Annotated in this window: 14 protein-coding genes; 4 read left to right on the plus strand and 10 right to left on the minus strand. The window is 69.5% G+C overall.

What is annotated here, in order from left to right:
• Positions 1-5 precede the first annotated feature (5 nt).
• Genes ABDW61_RS20165 through ABDW61_RS20180 form a run of 4 tightly spaced genes read right to left on the minus strand, consistent with a single transcriptional unit; the run spans position 6 to position 4,758 of the window.
• Positions 6-848: a hypothetical protein gene (locus ABDW61_RS20165; RefSeq protein ID WP_343641234.1), complete on the minus strand. Its 843-nt coding sequence runs from the start codon at positions 846-848 to the stop codon at positions 6-8.
• Entirely contained in the window at positions 845-2,281 is a 1,437-nt protein-coding gene (locus tag ABDW61_RS20170; protein ID WP_343641236.1) for an AAA family ATPase, read from the minus strand. The genes ABDW61_RS20165 and ABDW61_RS20170 overlap by 4 nt, the downstream gene beginning before the upstream one ends.
• Positions 2,282-2,323: 42 nt before the next feature.
• Positions 2,324-4,216, minus strand: a complete 1,893-nt coding sequence (locus tag ABDW61_RS20175; RefSeq protein WP_343641237.1) for an ATP-binding protein — start codon at positions 4,214-4,216, stop codon at positions 2,324-2,326.
• A 2-nt stretch (positions 4,217-4,218) separates the two neighbouring features.
• On the minus strand, positions 4,219-4,758 hold the full coding sequence (locus tag ABDW61_RS20180; protein ID WP_343641239.1) for a hypothetical protein: 540 nt from the start codon (positions 4,756-4,758) through the stop codon (positions 4,219-4,221).
• A 258-nt stretch (positions 4,759-5,016) separates the two neighbouring features.
• On the opposite strand from ABDW61_RS20180, the gene ABDW61_RS20185 reads away from it, so the two are divergent.
• A complete protein-coding gene (locus tag ABDW61_RS20185; protein ID WP_343641241.1) occupies positions 5,017-6,729 on the plus strand; it encodes a long-chain fatty acid--CoA ligase in 1,713 nt (570 codons plus the stop codon).
• Positions 6,730-6,880: 151 nt separating this feature from the next.
• Here ABDW61_RS20185 and ABDW61_RS20190 read toward each other — a convergent pair whose 3' ends face one another.
• From ABDW61_RS20190 to ABDW61_RS20200, 3 genes are read right to left on the minus strand one after another with little or no spacing between them, the layout of a single operon-like run.
• Positions 6,881-7,729 carry a DUF924 family protein gene (locus ABDW61_RS20190; protein WP_343641243.1) on the minus strand — a complete coding sequence of 283 codons (849 nt, stop codon included), beginning with the start codon at positions 7,727-7,729 and terminating at the stop codon, positions 6,881-6,883.
• Positions 7,726-9,852 carry a prolyl oligopeptidase family serine peptidase gene (locus tag ABDW61_RS20195; protein ID WP_343641244.1) on the minus strand — a complete coding sequence of 709 codons (2,127 nt, stop codon included), beginning with the start codon at positions 9,850-9,852 and terminating at the stop codon, positions 7,726-7,728. The genes ABDW61_RS20190 and ABDW61_RS20195 overlap by 4 nt, the downstream gene beginning before the upstream one ends.
• Before the next feature lie 42 nt (positions 9,853-9,894).
• Positions 9,895-10,455 carry a YaeQ family protein gene (locus tag ABDW61_RS20200; protein ID WP_343641245.1) on the minus strand — a complete coding sequence of 187 codons (561 nt, stop codon included), beginning with the start codon at positions 10,453-10,455 and terminating at the stop codon, positions 9,895-9,897.
• Positions 10,456-10,643: 188 nt separating this feature from the next.
• Between ABDW61_RS20200 and ABDW61_RS20205 the strand changes: the two genes are divergently transcribed.
• Together ABDW61_RS20205 and ABDW61_RS20210 are read left to right on the plus strand one after the other, a co-directional pair.
• Positions 10,644-11,306: a hypothetical protein gene (locus ABDW61_RS20205; RefSeq protein WP_343641247.1), complete on the plus strand. Its 663-nt coding sequence runs from the start codon at positions 10,644-10,646 to the stop codon at positions 11,304-11,306.
• A 126-nt stretch (positions 11,307-11,432) separates the two neighbouring features.
• A complete protein-coding gene (locus tag ABDW61_RS20210) occupies positions 11,433-13,487 on the plus strand; it encodes a M3 family metallopeptidase (RefSeq protein ID WP_343641249.1) in 2,055 nt (684 codons plus the stop codon).
• A 104-nt stretch (positions 13,488-13,591) separates the two neighbouring features.
• Here ABDW61_RS20210 and ABDW61_RS20215 read toward each other — a convergent pair whose 3' ends face one another.
• The 3 genes from ABDW61_RS20215 to ABDW61_RS20225 form a co-directional block, all read right to left on the minus strand.
• Complete coding sequence (locus ABDW61_RS20215) at positions 13,592-14,185, minus strand: GNAT family N-acetyltransferase (RefSeq protein WP_343641250.1); 594 nt, start codon at positions 14,183-14,185, stop codon at positions 13,592-13,594.
• 145 nt (positions 14,186-14,330) lie between these two features.
• Positions 14,331-15,272: an alpha/beta hydrolase gene (locus ABDW61_RS20220; RefSeq protein WP_343641258.1), complete on the minus strand. Its 942-nt coding sequence runs from the start codon at positions 15,270-15,272 to the stop codon at positions 14,331-14,333.
• Positions 15,273-15,477: 205 nt separating this feature from the next.
• Positions 15,478-15,972, minus strand: a complete 495-nt coding sequence (locus ABDW61_RS20225) for a MarR family transcriptional regulator (protein WP_343641251.1) — start codon at positions 15,970-15,972, stop codon at positions 15,478-15,480.
• Between the two features lie 210 nt (positions 15,973-16,182).
• Between ABDW61_RS20225 and ABDW61_RS20230 the strand changes: the two genes are divergently transcribed.
• The gene (locus ABDW61_RS20230) at positions 16,183-17,199 is read left to right on the plus strand and encodes a hypothetical protein (RefSeq protein WP_343641252.1); all 1,017 of its coding nucleotides are present in this window, start codon (positions 16,183-16,185) and stop codon (positions 17,197-17,199) included.
• Positions 17,200-17,656: the final 457 nt, after the last annotated feature.

Consider the following 17,656-nt stretch of genomic DNA (forward strand, 5'->3'; position numbering starts at 1 on the left):
GGCGTCTATCTTTCCAGCAACCCCCACGTCCGAAGGAAGTGCCGCGACATCGCCGCGAACGGCTGGTGGTCCTCGGCTTGGCGGCGCAGCCGCGCGAGCACCTTCGGCGCGTTCGGCGAATCGTGATCCATCTCCTGGAACGCCAGCGCCGCGGTATAGAGGAACTCGTAGCGCTGGTAGCGCAGCCGCAGCAGTTCCGAGCGATTCAGGCCGAGCACCTCCTCGGCGGCCTGGACCGCCGCCTTGGCCTTCGCGGAGCGGCCGCGCGCGATCAGCCAGACCTCACGCGTCGCGTCGATCGCCTGCCACGAGAACAGCTTCTCCGGATCGTCGAGGTAGGGATCGGGTAGATGCGCGCTCTCGCTGGCGAAGAAGCGCTTGAGCGAGGAGTCCGTCGCGGACGCGGGATCGGGGCAGAAGCGCTCCGCGAGCGCCGCCGCCTTCTCCGCATCGGCCGGCTGCGCGGCCGGCATGCGCGGCGCCTTCAGGCGCGCTCCAGTGACCGGGAAGCGGTTGCCCTTGTGGATCTGATTGCAGACCTGGCAGCTGAACGTGAAGTTGTCGACGCAGTAGGCCAGCCACCAGTACGGCACCTTGGGACGGAAATGTTCGACGTCGCCATGCGCCACGACGGCCGTGTCGGCCTCGCAGTACGCGCACTTGCCGGCCGTCTCCCGCCGGAGCGACAGCTTGGCGGCGCGCCAGACCTGGCGCGCCTTCGGCCGGAAGTCGACCTCGCGGCCGCCGTCGTAGAAGTAGCCTTCGAGCCTGAGCAGCTTCTGCTGCAGCTTCGCGCCCGTGAAGGCGCCCAGGCTCGCGGCGTCGCGTCGCCGGCGCAGGCGGATCACTTGGCCTTCTCCACGCGCTTGACCGCGGCCCTCAGCTTGGTGGGCGACAGTGCGGGCGTGTCCTTGGCGACGCCCTTTCGCGCCGCCGTTTTCTTCGCGGAGGCCGCGGCCGGCGCAGCCTTGCCCGCGGCGCTGCCCGCCGCCGCCTGCTTCGCGATCGTCGCCTTGAGCTCCTTCAGCAGCGCGTTCTGCTGACGCGCGTAATCGGGCACTGCGTCCCACTCGGGTGCGGCGCTCAGGACTTCGGTGCTGCGCTCGAGCTGCATGCGCTCGCGCGGCGTCAGCGCCTTGCCTCGCGCGGCGGTCCTCGTGTGCAGCTTGCGCGCCGTGTCGCGCGCCTTCTCCACCGCGACCGAGTCCATCGACTCCAGTCCGAACATCGGACTCATGAGCAACTGGTGCAGTTGCATCAGCCGCGGCTCGCCGACGAAGGGCACGAGCACCGGCCGCTGCTTCGCGCCCTCGCGCCGGATGACGAAGAGCTCGCCTTCGCCGCTCTGCTGGGCGGTCAGCGCCGAATGGGTCGTCGCGATGAACTGGAAGTTCGGCAGCAGCGCGGACAGGAAGTCCACCAGTTGCCGCCGCCACACCGGATGCAGATGCAGGTCGAGTTCGTCGATCAGCAGCACGCCGCGCGTGGCCAGTGGATCCTTGCGATCGGGGAAGGCTTCGGTGATGCGGTAGAGCAGGTCGCCGCACCAGGCCGCCATGTTCTGATAACCGTCGGACAACTGGTTCAGCGGCACCTCGCCATCGACGGTGCGGAACATCAGTTGGCCCGACTCCTTGTCGATGCGCGAGAAATTCATGCCGCGCATCAACTGGTTGAGCGCGACCCGGATCGGCGCGAGCGCCGCCTCGCCGCGGCGGTAGTCCAGGTCCATGGCCCAGCGCTGCAGCGACACCAGCGAGGCGTCCGGCGAGAACAGCGACGCCAACGCGCGCGCCCGCGGCAAGCGCGCCGAATCGTCGAGCGGTCCGCTCAGGCGCTTGCCGCTCTCGGGCGGGCGGCGCGACACGCCGTAGCCCACCACGAAGTAGTTGCGGTCTGCATGCCGGATCGCCGCGTCCAGTGCGTCCAGCGACTGCGCATTGCGCTCGAAGATTTCGCGCAGGCCATCGCCGCGATGCAGCTCGAGCGCGATCTGCCGCGGTTCGCCCTTGGCGGTGACGAGGGTGCCCGCAATGCGGCACTGGCGAGTGCCATTGCGAATCCAGGCGTCGACGTCGCCCAGCAGCTTTGGCAGCGCATCGCTGCCGGCCAGCAGCAGCCCGATCGCGCGCAGCACCGTGCTCTTGCCGCAGCCGTTCTCGCCCAGCAGCAGCGTCCAGCGCCGGTTCGTGCCCGCGGGCGCGTCCGGCCCGCCGCCGAAGTCGATCGCCAGCGACGCCATCGAGCGCACGTTGGTCAGCGCGATGCGGGACAGGTACATGGGGCAGGGCACTCCGTTGCGGAGAGCGACTTTAAGCGCAGATCAGGCCGCCTCGGGCCGCGCGCGCGAGGGCGCCAGCGTCTGCAAGGTGTGGCGCAGCGTCTCCAGCTCCACCGGCTTGGACAGGAAGGCGCTGATGCCGGCCTCATCGGCCTTCTGGCGCGACTCCTCGAAGGCGTCCGCCGACAGCGCGATGATCGGCAGCCGGCCGCGTGGCGGCGGCAGTTCGCGCATCAGCCGCGTCGCCTCGAAGCCGTCCATCTGCGGCGTGTGCAGGTCCATCAGCACGGCGTCGAAGGGCTGCTGCCGCAGCGCGTGCAGCGCCTGCAGGCCGTTCTCGCACAGCGTCGGCTCGTGCCCGAGCCGCTGCAGCATCGCCTCGATGACGATGCGGTTGGTGGGGTTGTCCTCGCTGACCAGCACGCGCAGACCCGGACCGGCGGCCGGCGCGTTCGCCGGCTCGGCATGCGGCGCCGGGCCGGCGCGCAGGCCGATCGGGCTCGCCGGCAGGTCCGCGCTGGCACGCAGCGGCAGCGCCAGCGTGAAGCGGGCACCCTGTCCGGGCGCGCTCTGCACATGGATGTCGCCGCCCATCGCCCGCGCGAGCCGGCGCGAGATCTCCAACCCCAGCCCCGCGCCGCCGTGACGCCGCGAGGTGCTCGCGTCGCCCTGGCTGAAGCGCTGGAACAGCCGCGCCTGCGTCTGGGCGTCGATGCCGGGGCCGGTGTCGCTGACCTCGAAGAGCAGCAGGTCCTCGCCCAGCGCGCCGATGCCGCGCCGCAGCTGGCAGCCGACCTGGCCGCGGTCGCAGAACTTCAGCGCGTTGCTGAGCAGGTTCAGCAGGATCTGGCGCAGCCGCGTCGGATCGGCCATCACCCAGCCGGGCACGTCGTCCTCGATGCCGAACTGCAGCGTCAGCCGTTTCGCCGAGGCCTGCGGGCGGTTCAGCGCCTCGAGCTCCTTCATCAACGCGCCCAGCTGCAGCGGTTCCGGCGCGATCGAGAGACCGCCAGCCTCCATCCGCGTCACATCCAGGATGTCGCCCAGCACCGCCAGCAGGTGCCGCGCGCAGTCGTTGGCGGCCTTGAGCTGCTCCTGCTGCGCGGTGGTCAGCGGCGCCTCCCTGATGAGCCCCAGCATGCCGAGCAAGCCCTGCAGCGGCGTGCGCAGCTCGTGGCTCATGTTGGCGAGGAACACCGTCTTGGCGCGGTTGGCCGCGTCCGCCTCGCGCTGCGCGTCGTTGAGCCGCGCGGCCAGCGCCTTCTGCTTGTCGCCATAGCGCTCGAGCCCGCGGAACTGCCGGTAGATGACCGCCGCGAACAGCAGCGTCATCGCCGACAGCGCCGCCGTCAGGCCCAGGCTCACGCGGCTCTGGCGCCGGATGATCTCGTTGCGCTGGGTGACGTCCGCGGCGACATGGTGCGTGGAGGTCAGCGACAACTCGCGGATCGGGTCGGCCAGCGGCTCGAGCCGCTCGACGACCTGACGCACCCGCTCGGGATGCTCGCGAATCAGCGCCCCATTGAGCGGGAGCGCGTCGGCCCAGCGCACGAACTCCTGCGCGCGCGCCACCGTGCGCTGGTAATCCGGATGGTGCGCGAGCACCTGCGCCGCGTGCTCGCTCTCGACCAGGTTGAGCCGGCTGACGAAGATCTCGTAGCGCTGCGCGACCTGGTCCGGATCGACCGCGACGCTCGGCCCCGCAGCCTGCTCGAGCGCCAGGCGCAGCTTCAGGTATTCGGTCTCGAACTGGAACAGGCTCCAGACGAGGTAGTCGTCCTGATAGCGGCGCGTCCCATTGAGGGCTTCGTACTGGCGCGCCTGCAGCCAGGCGACCCCTCCGAGCGCGACCACCAGCAGCAGGCCCATGGCGGTCACCGCCACACGCCAGCGGCGCTGCCGGGCGGCGACGAGACGGTCCGAGTCGCGCGTCATGGTCAACGCAGCTCCAGATGGGTCAGCTGCCACGCGGAGCGGCCGTAGTAGACGCTGTTGCGCAGCTCGGGCGCCCGGTCGAACGGGTAGATCAGGAACAGCGGGCCCTTGTCGCGCACCGCCATGGGCTTGTCGTCGAGCAGCCGCGCCACGATCACGTCGTAGCGCCGGCTGTCCTCGACCGGCAGCAGGACGCGGTAGTCGTTGAGCGCGCGGGCCTCGATGCTGTGGCCCTGCGCGCCGGCTGCGGCGAGCACGTCGCGCAGCAGCGGGCCGGTGAACTTGCGCGGGCCGGGGTACCAGGGCGTCTGCGTGCTGAAGCTGACCTGGGGGAGCTTCTCGAGCATCGCCATGTCGAAGGCGGCGCGGCCGTCGCGGTTGGCGTTGCGCAGCGCGCCGCCCAGGGTCAGCACCACGGGGCCGGCCGGCGCGTCCAGCGCGGCCTCGGCGGGCATCGCCCAGGCGGGGATGGCCAGGGCCGGTCCAATCGGCAGAAGACAGGTCAGCAGCCCCCGAAGGGCGGTACGGCGCACGGTCAACATGAAGGGCAGGGCACGGCCCGGCCGCGCGCCGCGCCCCTGCAAGGGCGCGGGCCCCGCGGCGGGGCATTGGTGAAAGCCCGCATGCTACGCGCGAGGGGGAGGGCCAGCATGTCCGGAACCACCCCAATGGCGGGGACGAGTCTGGTTTGCGCCACAGCGCGCCGGCGCGGCGCGCGCGGGGCTTGTCCCGGTGGAGACAGGCGGCCCGGCCGGGTGGACAGAAGATCGATCGCATAACAGCGACAGGAGACAGCACCGATGACGCGCGTGGTCACCCCCCGTCCCGAGAACGCCGGCGTGCAGTACAGCCATTGGCCGGCACGGCTGCCGCGGCAATTGGCGATTCCGCGCACCTCGCTGTGGTTCAACCTGGAGGTCTCGGCCGCGCGCTATCCGGACAAGGCGGCGACGCAGTTCCTCGGCGCCACGCTGACCTACCGCGAGATGCGCCGCCAGGCCGAGGCGCTGGCCGGCTGGCTGCGGGCGCACGGCGTGGGCAAGGGCGACCGCGTGGCGCTGTTCATGCAGAACTGCCCCCAGTACCTGATCGCCTTTTATGCGATCAACCGCGCCGACGCGGTGGTGGTGCCCGTCAACCCGATGAATCGCGAAGACGAGTTCGGCCATTACCTGACCGACCCCGAGACCAAGGCCGTGATCTGCAGCGGCGAGCTGGCCGGCATCGTCGCGAAGGCCGCGGCCAGGCTCCCCGAAGGGCAGCGGCCGGGCGCGCTGCTGGTGACCCAGTACTGGCAGATGCTGCCGCCCGCCGGCCCCGACCCGGCCTGCGATGCGCCCGACACGATGCGCGCCTGGCTGACCGCCGTGCACGAGCTGCCGCCCGGCGCGACCGACTGGCGCGAGGCGATCGCCGCCGGCCACGCACCCGGCCCGCACACGGCCGGACCGGACGACCTGGCGATGCTGCCCTACACCTCCGGCACGACCGGCCTGCCCAAGGGCTGCATGCACACCAACGCGACGCTGATGGCCAACAGCTGCGGCGGTTGCCAGTGGGGCTATGCGAGCGCGGAAGCGGTCGGGCTCGCGGTGGTGCCGATGTTCCACATCACCGGCACGCTCTACGGGGTGCTCGGCCCCGTGTTCATCGGCATGACGCTGGTCATCATGCCGCGCTGGGATCGCGAGCTCTGCGGGCGCCTGATCTCCCGTCATCAGGTCACGCACTGGACCTGCATCCCCACGATGATCATCGACCTGTTCGCCAGCCCCAATTACCGCAGCTTCGACCTGCGCAGCCTGCGCTATCTGAGCGGCGGCGGCGCAGCCATGCCCAAGGCAGTGGCCGAGCGCCTGCAGGAGGAATTCGGCCTGACCTTCGCCGAAGGCTATGGCCTGACCGAAACCGCCGCGCCCAGCCACGGCAATCCACCCGAGCGCGCCAAACTCCAATGCCTGGGTATCCCGATCTTCGGCGTGGACGCGCGCATCGTCGATCCGACCACGCTCGAGGAACTGCCCGTCGGCGAAGTCGGCGAAATCATCACCCACGGGCCCATGGTGTTCCAGGGCTATTGGCGGCAGCCGGAAGCCACCGACGCCGCCTTCGTCGAGCTCGACGGCAAGCGCTTCTTCCGCACCGGCGACCTCGGACGCATGGACGAGGAAGGCTACTTCTTCATCACCGACCGGCTCAAGCGCATGATCAACGCCAGCGGCTACAAGGTCTGGCCGTCAGAGGTCGAGATGCTGCTGTACCGGCATCCGGCCGTGCAGGAAGCCTGCATCATCGCCGCCAAGGACGCCTATCGCGGGGAGACCGTCAAGGCCATCATCGTGCTGCGCGCCGAGGCCAAGGGCAAAACTACCGACAAGGACATCATCGACTGGGCCCATGAACACATGGCCGCGTACAAGGCGCCACGAATCATTCAGTTCGTCGACAGCCTGCCCAAGTCCGGGTCGGGGAAGGTCATGTGGCGGCTGCTGCAGGAACAGGAAACGAGCTGACGTCAGGCCCATCACGCAGCGCAGTCAACTCCCTCGCCCCCGCAGGGGGAGAGGGCAGGGGAGAGGGGGCGCTTCGCAGTGTCCGGACGTTGCCGCGATGCGCAGACCCCTCTCCCCCACCCTCTCCCCGCAAAGCGGAGCGAGGGAGTTCTTAGAAGCGCGATCCCGGCTGCTTCAGGAACTCCAACTCCTCGGGCGTGCTCGCGCGCTTCAGAATCTCGTTGCGGTGCGGGAAACGGCCGAAACGCACGATGACGTCGCGATGCCGCCGCGCATAGTCGAGCGCGTCCGCCAAGCGCGAGTCCTCCGCCGCCAGCGTCTCGAAGACCGCCACGCTGCGATCCTGCATCGTCAGGTCCTCCGCATGCTCCAGCGGCATCGCCGCGAACCAGCGCTCCAGCACGCCCAGATCCTGCGCGCGCGGCAGCAGCGCGAGCGCCGCTTCCAGCGCCAGCGCATCGCCGGCAAAGGCCTGCGGCGTGTCGCGATGGATGTTGCGCGTGAACTGGTCCAGCACCACGATGCGCGCCAGCGCGCCCCAGCTCGTCGAGTCCCACTCGCGCAACTCGCCGCGCAGCGCCTGCGCCACCACCGCGCCGAAGCGCTCGCGCAGCGCGGCATCGAAGGCCTCGTCCTTCTTGAACCACTTCGTCTGCACCTGCCCGTCCTGCGGACCGCCCGGCAGACCGAACCACTCATTGAGCACGCGCTGCGCCGCCGCCGGCGTCTGCAGCCGCTGCCAGCGCGGATGCCGCTGCAGCCAGTGGCGCACGTAGCTGCAGCCCGGCACCAGCTGCAACGGAAACTCCGCCAGCCAGCGCGCCGCCGTCTCCACCAGCGCGGCCGCCAGGCCTTGCCCGCGCAACTGCGCCGGCACGCCGGTGTGGGTGATGATCAGCTGTTCGCCGTGACGCTCATAGTCCAGCCGGCACTGCAGCCCCGGCTGCGGCTGGGCAAGAAAGCATCTCGCGTCGGGATGATGCTGGATGACGATGTTCACACTGTGTCTCCACGCTTGGCCTCCCTGCCGAGTTGTCGCCACAAGTAGCTGAACTCCAGGGCTTGCAACAGCGCGCGCTGCCGGTTGTCCGCCGCGCCGCCATGGCCGCCCTCGATGTTTTCGAAGTAGAAGCACGCCTGCCCCAACGCAAGCATGCGGGCCGCCATTTTCCTCGCGTGGCCCGGATGCACGCGGTCATCGCGCGTCGACGTGGCGAAGAGCGCCCTCGGATAGTTCACGCCCGCCTGCAGCCGCTGGTACGGACTGTAGGCGGCAATGCTGGCCCAGTCGTCCGCGTCGTCGGGGTCGCCGTATTCGGCCACCCAGGAGGCGCCGGCCAGCAGCAGGTGATAGCGCTTCATGTCCAGCAGCGGAACCTGGCACACCACCGCGCCGAACAGCTCCGGCCGCTGCACCATGCAGGCGCCCACCAGCAGTCCGCCATTGCTGCCCCCCATGATGCCCAGGCGCTCGGGCCGGGTCAGGCCGTGCGCGATCAGGTCCTCGGCCACCGCGATGAAGTCGTCGAAGCTGCGCTGCTTGTGCGCCAGCGTCGCCGCCTGGTGCCAGCGCGGGCCGTACTCGCCGCCGCCCCGGATGTTGGCCACGACCAGCCGTCCGCCGCGCGCCAGCCACGCCCGGCCGTTGCCGCCCGAGTACCACGGCTGCAGCGAGATCTCGAAGCCGCCATACCCGTAGAGCAGCGTCGGCGTGTCCGCGCCGCGGCCGGCCTTGCCGATGACGAAGTAGGGGATGCTCTCGCCGTCCGCGCTGGTGGCGAAGCGCTGCTCCACCGTCATGCCATGCGCGTCGAACTGCGCGCCGCGCTGCTTGAGCGTCTCGCGCGCGTCGGTGCCCGCGCGCGCCAGGCACACGATGTCCGGCGTCAGGAAATCGCAGTAGTGCAGCAGGTAGTGGTCGCCCAGCGCATCGCCGGGCAGCTCCGGGTCGTGCAGGCTCTGCACGCTGAGCGTGCCGGGGAAGGGCGCCTTGACCTGGCGCAGCACCGGCGTGCGATGCGACAGGTCCCATTCCTCGAGCCGGCTGGCCACATGCTCGCTGACGTTGAGCAGCAGGTGGTGGCGGGTCAGCGTGTAGTCCTCGAGCGAGCGGCCCGCCGTCGGCGAGAACATCACGCGCAGGTGCTTGTCGTGGCGCTCGTCCTTCCAGAACGCCGCCTCCTCGATCAGCAGCAGCGAGCCCGACGGATAGGTCGGCCCGTGCGGGAGGTGCCAGTCGGTGCGCGGACGCAGCAGCATCCACGGCCCTTGCAGGTACACGCTCATGTCCGAGGGCAGGTCGATGAGGACGAACTCGCCGTTCTTCCACAGGAAGCGGCGCTGGTTGTAGAAGTCCAGCTCGCGGCTGAACACGACGCGCTCGTGGCCCGGCGTGCGGTCCACCGACACCTGCACCGAGACGTCCTCGCGCTCGCCCTCGAAGATCACCGGCGCCGCCTCGAGCGGCGTGCCGCGCGCCCAGCGGCGGATCTGGCGCGGATAGCCGGACTCGGTCAGCGAGTCCGGTCCGAAGTCGCTGCCCACCAGCAGCGTGTCGGCGTCCAGCCACTCGACGTCGCTCTTGGCCTCGGGCACGAAGAAGCCGCCGTCGGCCGGCGCGATGAAGCGCAGCGTCTCGAGGTCGAACTCGCGCAGCTCGTGCGCGTCGGCGCCGCCGTCGGACAGCGAGACCAGGCAGCGACGGTACTCGGGCGCCAGCGAGATCGCGCCATGGAAGACCCAGCTGCGGCCCTCGTCGCGGCCCAGCGCGTCCAGATCCAGCACCAGGCGCCAGGGCGGCTCGGCGAGCTGGTATTCCTCCAGCGTGCAGCGCCGCCACAGGCCGCGCGGATGGGCCTCGTCCTGCCAGAGGTTGTAGAACCAGTCCCCGCGCCGCGCGACATGCGGGATGCGATCACGCGCGTTGAGGATCTGCAGCAGTTCCTCGCGCAGCGGCTCGAACTCGGGCTCGGCCTGCAGTTCGGCCAGGGTCTCGCCATTGCGCTCGCGCACCCATTGCAGCGCACGTTCGCCCTCGGCGCCGTCCAGCGCCTCCAGCCACAGGAACGGATCGTCCGCGGCGGCGCTGGACGCGGGGGAAGCGGGTGACACGGATTGCGGCACGGCGGTCTCTCCTGATCAAGGACGCCCACCTTACCGCACGGGTCAGGCCTCGCGTTCCTTCAGCAACAGCGGCGTGATCTCCACAGCGCCCTTCTCGGTGCTGACGTACGCCGTTCCGTCCTGGATGCTGACCTGCCACTGCATGCCGCGTTCGGCCAGCGCGGCCAGCGCCTGGGACTGCTCCGCCGGAATCTGCCACACCGACAGCTTGGGCGTGCGTTGCAGTTTGTTCTGGATGCCGCTCCACCACACCGGCGTGCTGGACGCGTAGCTGATCACGGTGACGCGCTCGGCCCGGCCATGGGCCTGGCGCAGCCGGCGCTCGTCGGGCTGGCCCAGCTCGATCCAGTGCACGACCTCGCCGGTCAGGTCCAGTTGCCACAGCGGCGGCTCGTCGACGTCGGACAGCCCCTTGCTGAATTCGAGACGGCCGCGCAGGTCGTCGGCCGGCACGTTCAGCGCGAAGGCCAGGATGCGCAGCATCATGCGTTCGTCGGTCTCGGACGGATGGCGGGCCACGGTGAGGGCGTGATCGCCGTAGACATGGCGGTCCATGTCGGAGAGTTGCAGCTGGGCTTTGTGGATGGTGGCCTTGAGCGCCATAGGTCGGTGTGCCGCCGGAGGGCGGTCGGTGCGGAGTGGACGGCCCGCGTGCGGGCTGCACCCGGGCCGGAAACGATCTGAAGCGGCGCATTATCCCGGTCGTGGCATCATCCCGACCCGCACGGCGGCCCGGCCCGGGCCGCACCGACGAGACAGCGCCCACCCGGCGCAATGAACTGAGAGACGACATGAACACTCTTCGCACCTCCCTCGCCGTCGCCACGCTGCTGGCCTGCGGCCTGGCCGTCGCCCAGACCAACACCGGCAACGCCAAGCCCGCCGCGAAGCCGGCGGCGCAGACCGCCGCGCCGGCCAAGGGTGGCAAGGGCAAGCTGATGACGCGCGACGAGCTGCGCGCCTGCATGGCCTCCAACGATCAGAACGACGCCACCTCCGCCGAACTCGACAAGAGGAAGGCCACGGTGCTGAAGGAGCGCGACGAACTCAAGGCCGCCAAGGCCGAGTCCGACAAGGCCGAGTCCGACCTGCAGGCCCAGGGCACGGCCCTGAAGGCCGAGATCGAATCGGTGAAGGCCTTCGGCGCCGAGATCGAGGCGGGTGCCGCCAAGATGGAGAAGGCCGACCTGAAGGCCAAGCAGGAGGAGTACCAGGCCCGCGCCAACGCGCTGCAGCCCAAGATCGACGCCTTCAACAAGGCGCGCAACGACCGCGTCGAACTGAACAAGTCCTTCAACGCCCGCGTCGAGGCGCACCAGAAGGTGGCCGACGACTTCAACGAAGCCGTCGAGGAACTGAACGAGAAGCGCAACGAGTGGAAGCTCAAGTGCGGCAACCGCTCGTACGACGAGGCCGACGAGATCGCCATCAAGAAGGAACAGGGCAAGAAGTAAGCGATGGCGCGGGGGCGCGGAGCGTCCCTGTCGTCGCGTCGGGAACGGCGCCGGCACCCTGAGCGGGCCGGCGCCGTTTCTACAATCGGCGCCGATGGCCACGACAGACCTGGCCTCGGAGACACGATGAGCGCCGCCAATCCCTTGCTGTCCGCCTGGACCGGCCCCTACGGCCTGCCCCCGTTCGACGCGATCCGCGCTGGGCATTTCGAACCCGCCTTCGAGGCCGCGCTCGCCGCGCATCGCGCCGAGCTCGATGCGATCGCCGCGCAGCCGCAGGCCCCGACCTTCGAGAACACGATCGCCGCGCTGGATCGCTCCGGCCGTGCGCTGACCGCGCTGGAGCACCTGTTCTCGACGCTGAGCGCGTCGGCCAGCTCGCCCGAGTTGCAGGCGGTGCAGCGCCGCATGGCCGCGCCGCTGGCGGCGCATGCCAACGCGATCTACCTGAACGCGGCGCTGTTCGCGCGCGTCGAGCAACTGCACGAGCAGCGTGGAGCACTGGGCCTGACGCCCGAGGCGCTGCGCCTGCTGGAGCGCGTGCACCTGGACTTCGTGCGCGCCGGCGCGCGGCTGCAGGGCCAGGCGCGCGAGCGCTACGCCGCGAACATGGAGCGTCAGGCCGAGCTCAACACCCGCTTCGCGCAGAACGTGCTGGCCGACGAGAGCAGCTATCAGCTGGTGCTGCGCGGCGAGGCCGAGCTGGCCGGGCTGCCCGGTTTCGTCCGCGCGGCAGCCCGCCAGGCGGCGCTGGATCGCGGACTCACCGGCGAGGGCGCGCATGTGGTGACGCTGTCGCGCTCGCTGATCGTGCCCTTCCTGACCTTCAGCGACCGGCGCGACCTGCGCGAGCAGGCCTGGCGCGCCTGGGTCGGCCGCGGCGACGCCACCGGCGACACCGACAACCGCGAGATCGTGCGCGAGCTGCTGACGCTGCGCCGCGAGCAGGCCGCGCTGCATGGCGAGCGCAGCTACGCCGACTACGCGCTGGCCGACACGATGGCGGGCCGTCAGTCGGCGGTGCAGGGCCTGCTGGATCGGGTCTGGGAGCCGGCCAAGGCCGCCGCGGCGCGCGAGCGGGCCATGCTCGACGAGGTGCGCGCGCAGCTCGGCCATGATCTGACGATCGAGGACTGGGACTGGCGCTGGTATGCCGAGAAGGTCCGCCAGCAGCGCTTCCAGCTCGACGAGGCCGAGGTCAAGCCCTACTTCCCGCTCGACGCGATGGTGCAGGCGATGTTCGACTGCGCCGAGCGGCTCTACGGCCTGCGCTTCGTCGCGCGGCCGCAGGTCGCCGGCTATCACCCGGACGTGAAGGTCCACGAGGTCCAGCGCGCCGACGGCACGGTGCGCGGCGTGTTCATCCAGGACAACTTCGCGCGCCCGACCAAGCGCAGCGGCGCGTGGATGAACGCGCTGCGCTGGCAGGCGCGCAACGGCATCGACGCGCTGCCCATCATCCTGAACAACAACAACTTCGCCAAGGGCGCGCCCGGCGAGCCGACGCTGCTGTCCTTCGACGACGTGCGCACGCTCTTCCACGAATTCGGCCACGGCCTGCACGGGCTGCTGTCGGACGTGGAGTTCGAGCGCCTGTCCGGCACCCAGGTGCTGCGCGACTTCGTCGAGCTGCCGTCGCAGTTGATGGAGCACTGGATGGCCGAGCCGGCCGTGCTCAAGCGGCATGCGCGTCATTACAAGACCGGCGAACCGCTGCCCGATGCGCTGCTCGAGCGCCTGAAGGCGGCCGCGACCTTCAACCAGGGCTACGAGACGGTGCGCTACTGCGCGTCGGCGCTGGTGGACCTGGCGATCCACGCGCTCGAACAGGAGCAGGCGCCGGACCCGGTGGCCTTCGAGCGCGAGACGCTCGCGCGGCTGGGCCTGCCGCCGGCGATCGGCATGAATCACCGGCTGACGCACTTCCAGCATCTGTTCTCCGGCAACTCGTATGCGGCCGGCTACTACGTCTACCTGTGGGCGGAGGTGCTGGACTGCGATGCCTTCGAGGCCTTCGTCGAGGCCGGCGATCCCTTCGACCCGGCGGTGGCGCGATCGGTGCTGGAGAACATCCTGGCCGTGGGCAACAGCCGCGAGCCGGGCGCGACCTACCGCGCCTTCCGCGGCCGCGACGCGCGCGTCGAGCCAATGCTCAAGGGGCGGGGGCTGATCCCGGCGTAAGGGCGGGTGAGGGCGGGGTGACGCCGCGATCGAACGGCGCTCAAGCGGCGCTCAAGCGGCGCTCAAGTGGCGATGACTGGCGATGACTGGCGATGACGTGGTGATCAGGCCTGCCCGGGGCGATCGCGCGGAACGAGCTCGAGATAGTCGGCGATGCGGCCGCCGTCCAGCGGCTTGACCATCACGCGCAGCGCGTTGAGCCGCTGGCCCATCGTGATGCCGTCGCGGCGCCGCACCTCGGCGAATCCCTGACGCTCCCAGAAGCGCTCCGCGCGCTGATTGCCCACGACCACGCCCAGCCGCACCCAGGCGGCGCCGCGGCGCTGCATCCAGTGCTCGAGCTCGGCGTAGATCTCGCGCGCGGCCGGTGAGCCGTGCAGCGAGGTCGCGACGATGAACAGACCCACCAGCCAGACCCGCGGCGCCATCAGGTCCGACACCAGCGAGGCCATGGCGACCAGCTCGCCGCTCTCGTCGGCGTAGCCCAGCAGCCGCTTGGCGGTGAAGCTCCAGCCTTCGGGGGGGAGGTCCCGGATCTCCTCGCGGGCCTCGTCCGGGCGGGGCGGTTCGCCGTTGACTTCCTCGAAATAGAGCGGGTTGCGCTCATAGAACCGCTGGAGCAGGGCCTCGTCGCCTTCCTGGAGTTCGAGCACGCGGACATGCGGCAGGGTGGCGGTGGACGGCAGGGGCATCGGCATCGGAGGTCCAGGAGCCGGCGCGCCCAGGCGCCGGCCTTCGGAAAGATCACCCGAGCGTACCAAACGAATCGCGGGGGGGAACCCCGCGTGTCCCTTCCCCCGAAGGTGGGGGAAGGCCCCCGCCAAGCGGGGGCACTGGCAGGCCTTACTGCCGGATGAAGGCCAGCAGGTCGGCGTTGAGGCGCTCCTTGTGGGTGTCGGTCAGGCCGTGCGGCGCGCCGGGGTAGACGATCAGGCGCGCGCCGGGGATCAGCCGGGCCGAGGCGCGGCCGGAGATGTCGATGGGGACGATCTGGTCGTCGTCGCCGTGGATCACCAGCGCCGGCTTGTCGATCTTCTTCAGGTCCTCGGTGAAGTCGGTCTCGGAGAAGGCCTTGATCGAGTCATAGGTGTTCTTGTGGCCGCCCTGCATGCCCTGGAACCACCAGTTGTCGATCAGGCCCTGCGAGACCTTCGCGCCCGGACGGTTGAAGCCGTAGAACGGGCCGGCGGGGATGTCCTTGTAGAGCTGCGAGCGGTTGGCGAGCTGCGCGGCGCGGATGCCGTCGAACACCTCCTTGGGCACGCCGTTCGGATTCTTGTCGGACTTGACCATGATCGGCGGCACGGCCGAAACCAGCACCGCCTTGGCCACGCGCGAGGTGCCATGACGGCCGATGTAGCGGGCGACTTCGCCGCCGCCGGTGGAGAAGCCGACCAGCACCGCGTTCTTCAGGTTCAGCGTCTCGATCACGGTGGCCAGGTCGTCGGCGTAGTGGTCCATGTCATTGCCGTCCCAGGGCTGGCTGGAACGGCCGTGACCGCGGCGGTCGTGCGCGATCACGCGGTAGCCCTGATCGGCCAGGAAGATCATCTGCGACTCCCAGCTGTCCGAGTTGAGCGGCCAGCCGTGGCTGAACACGATCGGCTGGCCGTTGCGGGGGCCCCAATCCTTGTAATAGAGCTGAACGCCGTCGCGGGTCGTGATGTAGGCGCCGGAGGGACGGGCGTCAGCGGCCGAAGCGGCTGCACCGGCCGAAGGGCGGGAGCCGGCCGCTTGAGCGGGCGCGGCCAGCGAAGCCGCGGCGGCGACGGCGAGCGTCGACATCGCCAGGAGGCGGCGGCGGGACTGACGGGCGAGGGTGGTGAAAGCGGTCATGGCGATGTCCTTTTCAGGTTGCAAGGGGTGGTGGGTGGGAACTGCAGGGGAAAACGGATACTGATGTGTTTACTAATAATTAGGATGCGAATTAATTGGTGGAAAAAAATGCGGAAGGAGCTGGAGCGGGCGTTCGATGAATGACGGAAGGTTGTCAGCCGGCCTTGCGGGCCATGCGTTCGCGCAGCGCGAGGAGGCGGTCCCGTAGCTCGATGATTTCGGCGAGCTCGGTGTCCGAGGCGTCGACGATGCACTGTGGCAGATGGGTCGAGCGCTTGCGCAGTGCGCGGCCGGCGTCAGTCAGCGTGATCAGGACCTGCCGCTCGTCCTGCGGCGAGCGGTCGCGGCTGACGAAGCCCGCCGCCTCGAGCCGCTTGAGCAGCGGCGTGACGGTGGGCGAATCCAGGAACACCCGCGCGCCGATCTCGCCGACGGTGAGGCCGTCGCGCTCCCACAGCACCAGCATGACGAGGTACTGGGGATAGGTCAGGTCCAGGTCCTTGAGCAGCTCGCGGTAGACCTTGTTCAAGCCGAGCATCGTCGAGTAGATCGCGAAGCAGAGCTGCTGGTCGATCTCCAGCGGGACGCAGGCCTGGGCGGCGGCCGGCTTCTGCGACTTGGACTGCCTGGAGGAGGTGGTGCGTGCCATGGGGTGAAATTTAATTTGCATGCGAATGAATGGCAAGCGAATTGATTTCCCGGAGTTGCCGGCGGGGCTTTTCGAAGAGTGCCAGGCGCGCGAGGAGGGCGCGCGGTACATCGCGCGCGGGTAGCATCCGCCGCACTGCGCGAGCGACGCGGTGGAGGGATCTCGGATGACAAGGCAGAGGGAGGACGTGTGAGCGGTAACAGCGACAACATGCCTGCAGCGCCCGTGGCGCTGCAGCCCAAGGACCTGCCCGCGTGGCGGCGGATCAAATGGATCGCGGCGGCTTCCGGCGCTCTGTACGGGCTCGTGATGCGCCTGGTCTTTGGTCATCTGACCGAGCTGACGCGCTGGCTGGGGCTGTCCAGGGACACCGGCGACGTCATGAGCACCGGCTTCGTGCTGATGACGCCGGTGGTGGTGGGCGCGCTCACCGTCTACGTGATGCGCGGCATCCGGCCGACCTGGGAGCAGGCGATCTTCATGCCCTGGCGTTCCATCCTGCTGATGATGCTGGGCAGCATGGTGACGCTGCTGGAGGGCTCGATCTGCGTCATCCTGATGGCACCGGCCTTCGTGGGCCTCGCGTCGCTGGGTGGCCTGCTGATGAAGGCGGCGCTGGAGACGACCCGCATCGGCACCGTCCGCGTCGGCGCGCTGGCGACGATGCCGCTGCTGTTCACCGTCCTGGCGGGGCCGATGACGAGCGAGCAATGGCAGCGCATCGACCGCTCGACGGTCATCGACGCGCCGCCCGAGCGCATCTGGTCCGAGATCGTCGATGCGCGCGACATCCGGCGCGAGGAGCTGCCCGCGACCCTGATCCACCTCATCGGCGTGCCGCGTCCCGTCGAAGGGATCAACCACATGACGCCGGAAGGCGAGGTCCGCAATTCGCGCTGGGAGCGCGGCGTCCACTTCCGCGGCCATGTCACGCAGCGCGAGGAAGGGCGGACGATCGCGTGGCGCTACGAGTTCAAGCCCGATTCCTTCCCGCCCGGAACGATGGACGAGCACGTCGTCGTGGGTGGGCGCTACTTCGACCTCGGGGAGACCCGGTTCACGCTGACGCCGATCGATGCGGGGCACACGAGGCTCGAGGTCCAGGCCCACTATCGCGTGACCTCCGGCATCAACGCCTACGCGGTGCCGGTGGCGGGCCTGCTGGGACGGGACTTCGTCGACACGCTGCTGGCGCTGTACAAGCGGCGGAGCGAGTCTGCAGCTTGAGGGCGTTGCTGGATATTCCGCCGGAGCAGGCCAGCCTGCCTTGTCCTCGCGTCCGGTCGAGAGGATTGCGCCAGAAGATTCGCCTATGTGGTGTCCGGTCCGCTTAGCGGAGTTGCCTGAGCGTCCTCGCGCACAGACGGGCGTGTCCCCTTGGGAGATGTACTGCTGTCGGTGGCTCACGATTGATGGCATCTTGCCTAAGAGCGCTGCTTCAACCGGAAAGCGCGTGCTCTACATCCCAAGGACGCGATTGGAGGCGATCGTGAGCGAATATCAAGATTCGATGGGAACTCGACAGGGAAAGCGGAGCGCATTTCCAGTCCGTGAGAGAGGGCGGTCTCAAGTTTGAACCGCAACACCTGTCATTGAATTGATACTGGAGCCTGATGCGCATTTGCCAAGGTGAGCGCAAAGGCCTGAAGCGGCGTGTTCCATCCGAGCGTCTGTCGCGGTCGGG

The organism is Roseateles sp. (genome assembly GCF_039595595.1).
GTDB lineage: Bacteria > Pseudomonadota > Gammaproteobacteria > Burkholderiales > Burkholderiaceae_C > Roseateles.

Coding starts and splice junctions, on each gene's coding strand:
- ABDW61_RS20230 (WP_343641252.1), top strand. CDS start 16,183: ATGCCTGCAGCGCCCGTGGCGCTGCAGCCCAAGGACCTGCCCGCGTGG.
- ABDW61_RS20225 (WP_343641251.1), bottom strand. CDS start 15,972: ATGGCACGCACCACCTCCTCCAGGCAGTCCAAGTCGCAGAAGCCGGCC.
- ABDW61_RS20215 (WP_343641250.1), bottom strand. CDS start 14,185: ATGCCGATGCCCCTGCCGTCCACCGCCACCCTGCCGCATGTCCGCGTG.
- ABDW61_RS20180 (WP_343641239.1), bottom strand. CDS start 4,758: ATGTTGACCGTGCGCCGTACCGCCCTTCGGGGGCTGCTGACCTGTCTT.
- ABDW61_RS20175 (WP_343641237.1), bottom strand. CDS start 4,216: ATGACGCGCGACTCGGACCGTCTCGTCGCCGCCCGGCAGCGCCGCTGG.
- ABDW61_RS20210 (WP_343641249.1), top strand. CDS start 11,433: ATGAGCGCCGCCAATCCCTTGCTGTCCGCCTGGACCGGCCCCTACGGC.
- ABDW61_RS20205 (WP_343641247.1), top strand. CDS start 10,644: ATGAACACTCTTCGCACCTCCCTCGCCGTCGCCACGCTGCTGGCCTGC.
- ABDW61_RS20220 (WP_343641258.1), bottom strand. CDS start 15,272: ATGTCGACGCTCGCCGTCGCCGCCGCGGCTTCGCTGGCCGCGCCCGCT.
- ABDW61_RS20185 (WP_343641241.1), top strand. CDS start 5,017: ATGACGCGCGTGGTCACCCCCCGTCCCGAGAACGCCGGCGTGCAGTAC.
- ABDW61_RS20170 (WP_343641236.1), bottom strand. CDS start 2,281: ATGTACCTGTCCCGCATCGCGCTGACCAACGTGCGCTCGATGGCGTCG.
- ABDW61_RS20200 (WP_343641245.1), bottom strand. CDS start 10,455: ATGGCGCTCAAGGCCACCATCCACAAAGCCCAGCTGCAACTCTCCGAC.